The 3,286-nt window shown below is 62.5% G+C and carries 3 protein-coding genes and 1 pseudogene; 1 reads left to right on the top strand and 3 read right to left on the bottom strand.

Features of this window, described 5'->3' with window-relative positions:
* Positions 1-369 precede the first annotated feature (369 nt).
* The gene (locus ACWDKQ_RS35565) at positions 370-858 is read right to left on the bottom strand and encodes a flavin reductase family protein (protein ID WP_450143137.1); all 489 of its coding nucleotides are present in this window, start codon (positions 856-858) and stop codon (positions 370-372) included.
* Between the two features lie 490 nt (positions 859-1,348).
* Positions 1,349-1,558 (bottom strand): annotated as a pseudogene (locus ACWDKQ_RS35560) (transposase); the annotation flags it as partial.
* A gap of 405 nt (positions 1,559-1,963) precedes the next feature.
* Between ACWDKQ_RS35560 and ACWDKQ_RS35555 the strand changes: the two are divergent.
* A complete protein-coding gene (locus ACWDKQ_RS35555) occupies positions 1,964-2,368 on the top strand; it encodes a hypothetical protein (protein ID WP_450143138.1) in 405 nt (134 codons plus the stop codon).
* A 54-nt stretch (positions 2,369-2,422) separates the two neighbouring features.
* Here the strand turns inward: ACWDKQ_RS35555 and ACWDKQ_RS35550 are convergent.
* On the bottom strand, positions 2,423-3,286 hold an 864-nt coding region (locus ACWDKQ_RS35550), incomplete at its 5' end, for a transposase (RefSeq protein ID WP_450143136.1).

Below are 3,286 nucleotides of genomic sequence, written 5' to 3'. Positions count from 1 at the left end.
ATCGAGGGCGCCTCGCCGAACTCCCCGGAATTGTCCGCATCATCACGGCGCTCGAATTCTATCGACTCGGCTGGTAATGCTCGTGAATAAGGCTCCATATGTCCACGGTTGCGACGGGGACCTCGCTCACCCGTATTTTTCAATCAGATGCCCGAGAGGCTGCATGATCCCTTTTGCGGCGAGGGATACGCGTACGGCGGCTGACCGTTGGCTGTTGTAAACCCGGGCAAACAAGGTATCGTCGCCGATTCTCCAAGTGGTTTCAGGTCATACTCGACCCGACCTGTACACGCCTGAATCGGAAAGCACTTAGGAGAATTGCGAATTCTAATGAGCCGCTCCCTGTGCACGGTTTGCCTCCGGCGGTACTTATTGATTACTGGACAGGGTCCTATATTCACTGCGATAGAACAATAGAGGTGCAGTTTCATCGAGGGCGCCGAGATCGTAGACCGCGCCGACGACGATCAGATGGTCCCCGCCGGGGTGTACTTCAGAAATCGAACAGTCGATCCATGCGCAACTTCCAGGCAAGATTGGGTTAGCCAAAGGCGATGGAAACCAGTCCACGCCTGCAAATTTGTCCTCCCCGGACTTTGCAAATGCGGTGCTCAGCGCTTTCTGCGAGTCGGAAAGCACGTTGACGCAAAAGCGGCCCGTTGCTTGAATCTGAGGCCAGCTTGTTGAGCTGCTCCCCGGGAGCACTACGATCAAGGGCGGGTCGATCGATAACGCCGAGAACGATTGACACGTGAATCCGACAGGGCTCCCGTTAACGAGGCCTGTGATGATGGTGACTCCGGACGAAAAGTGCCCCAATGTGCTCCGAAATGTGCCGGATTCCACGATGGTCGACATGGTCGTGCGCCTCCTCTACCTGGTGACTGTTCTACGCAGTACAGCGCAGAGTGTGCGAAACGAACGGTTCAGACGGACCCCTTAGGGGTGGCGAGGTGTGAACTCGGGGTCCGTGCCCTGTCACCGCCCAAGGCTGTTTGATACTTCCGCTCTCGCAGCGAGGGCACGGGCACTCCCATCATTTCGGAAGGTGACTGGTACTACACACCTTCGCTCCTTGAGTCTCCGGACGCCAGAGGCTGAAATCCTATGACCGCCATAAGGAGGTGTTATGAAGCTGTCACCCACAGTGCCGGAACGAGGCATCGATACTTGGCCCCGGCGCGCCGTTCTGGTGAACCTGACCGGAATTCGGGGCGGGTGGACCGGGGGCGCGGTGTAGCGGGAGCAGCGTTTCCCGTTGCACCTGCACCTGCTCCTCCAACGTGATCGACATGCTGGACGAGCCCGGAGATAACCATGTCCACCACGCCGACCGCAGCCCACGACCGGGATTTGACGTGCGCAAATGCACCCAATGCTGCGCGGGAAAGTCATAGAAGGCCAGCAGCTCGTCGACATCGTCGGTGATCTTGGAGACGGCCTTGGGGAAATTCGCCCCGTCGGCAGCCTCGAACGCCTTCACCGCGTCCAGGGCGTGCCGGCGGTCCTCGGCGTTCCGGATCTCGGGCAGGTCCTTCTTCGCACCGGGATGCGCCGATGTCAGGCTAGGGCGAGGCGTTCCCACGTTCCGCGCTGGCGCCTGAACGCCGCCTTCGTGCCGGACACCATCTGGCCAGTCAGCAGGCACACGCCAGACTCGTCCCGGGGCAACGACTGGACCCCGGTTTTGATGCCATCGCTACGCTTTCGACACTTCATCAGCGGTTCACTCACGTTCGCCTTCTCGGCTCGCACCTGACGCATCTCGTGCGCCTTTTCCGCAACGCTCACCACCACGACTCATTCACCGCAGCAGCTTGCGGTGGTTTGAGACCTCCGCCTGCAGGACGGTCCTCTTCAGTCTCAGTTGATGTGACACGGTTTGTGTCTCGCAGCAAATGACACACCCGGGTCGGGTGTTGTTGCGCGATCTGCCGCCTGATTGGCGTTGCGGTATTCGGCCATGACGCGGAAACGGGCGATCATGCAGCTAATGGACGCGATGTTTGTTGCTGGCGCCGAGGTCGCGAATGTGGCGGAGTGGTGCCGGGTCAACGGTTTCGAGTCGGTGGATATGCTCGGCCCGACCGGTCGAGGCGGTCCGCTCACCGCCGCCGACCTGCAACTGATGCACCAGACCATCTACAGGATCCTGCGCGACACCGCGCGGCGCCCCGGCGAAGTGGTCAGCCTGCGTCTCGGCTGCGTCGAGGTCATCGACGGACAGCACAACCTGATCTACGACAACCACAAGGCCGGCCGGATGCGCCGCCGACTCCCGATCACTACGGACACGGCCCTGGCGATCACATCCTGGCAGCAACACCGGACCCAACTGTCCACACCGGACTGTCACTTGCCGACCTGATGGGTTCTGTCCCTCATTGCGTGATCAATCAGGTTCGAGCGGCCCGCGCCAGCGTCATGTGGCGTGGAGAATCCTTTTTCTCAGCAGTGGAAATCCGGCTCGTCCGTATGACATTCTCTTGAGTAGCTTGATTTTGTTGACAGCGCCCTCGTTGGACCCGTTGCTGTAGGGCAGGGTGAGCCCGGCGATGACGGCGTTCCAGTCCTGCCGCAGGCCGTTGACGAAAGAACGCAGGGCGGGCAGGTCGTCGGCCAGCACGTTTTCGATCCACTCGGGCAGCAGGTCGCCACGCAGATCGCGGATCATGATGGCAAAGGCTCCGACGTGGCGGCGGGCGGCTTGTAGTTGTGGGCAGAGCGCCAGCACGGCCTTGAGCCGCTGGCTGTCGTCGCCGGGCAGGTTGTCCGGGTCGCGCATGATCCATCCGGTGACCTGCCGGATCTTGAGCGGGGCAGGCTCGGGGCCGGGGACTTTCCGGCCGGTGGCCCGGAAGGGGCGCAGGCAGCGGTAGACGGTTTGGGGGCTGCCGGTGTAGCCGCGCTGGCGGATCTCGCGGACCAGCTGGGAAATGTTCACGCAGCCGCTGTTCCACCGCTGGTTGAGGTAGGGCTTGTGCTCGTCCAGCAGCGAGGCCCGCGAGGTGGCTTTGACGACGAGCTCCTCGGCGCTGCGCGCCAGGGAGAACCGCCGCGCTGTCTTGCGGTCCAGCCGCAGTTCCCGCGCGATCGCGCGGATCCCCTTGCCCTGGGCGCGCAACGCCTGCACATCAGTGAACCGCTCCCGGATCCGAGCCGCCAGGCCCGACTCGGCCTCCAGGCCCGGGGCGGGCGGTTCGGCCATCGCCTCATGGTCCGCGGCCGCCTCGTCGGCCGTGCTCGAAGTCTCGACCCCAGCGGTTGGAGCGTCTTCGGCGGTGGT

The organism is Saccharopolyspora sp. NPDC000995, assembly GCF_053599315.1.
This window is presented reverse-complemented; position numbering and strand designations above follow the sequence as displayed.

What these genes read in the sequence shown, in the direction of transcription:
- ACWDKQ_RS35565 (WP_450143137.1), bottom strand. Translation starts at nt 858, where the DNA reads ATGTCGACCATCGTGGAATCCGGCACATTTCGGAGCACATTGGGGCAC.
- ACWDKQ_RS35555 (WP_450143138.1), top strand. Translation starts at nt 1,964, where the DNA reads ATGACGCGGAAACGGGCGATCATGCAGCTAATGGACGCGATGTTTGTT.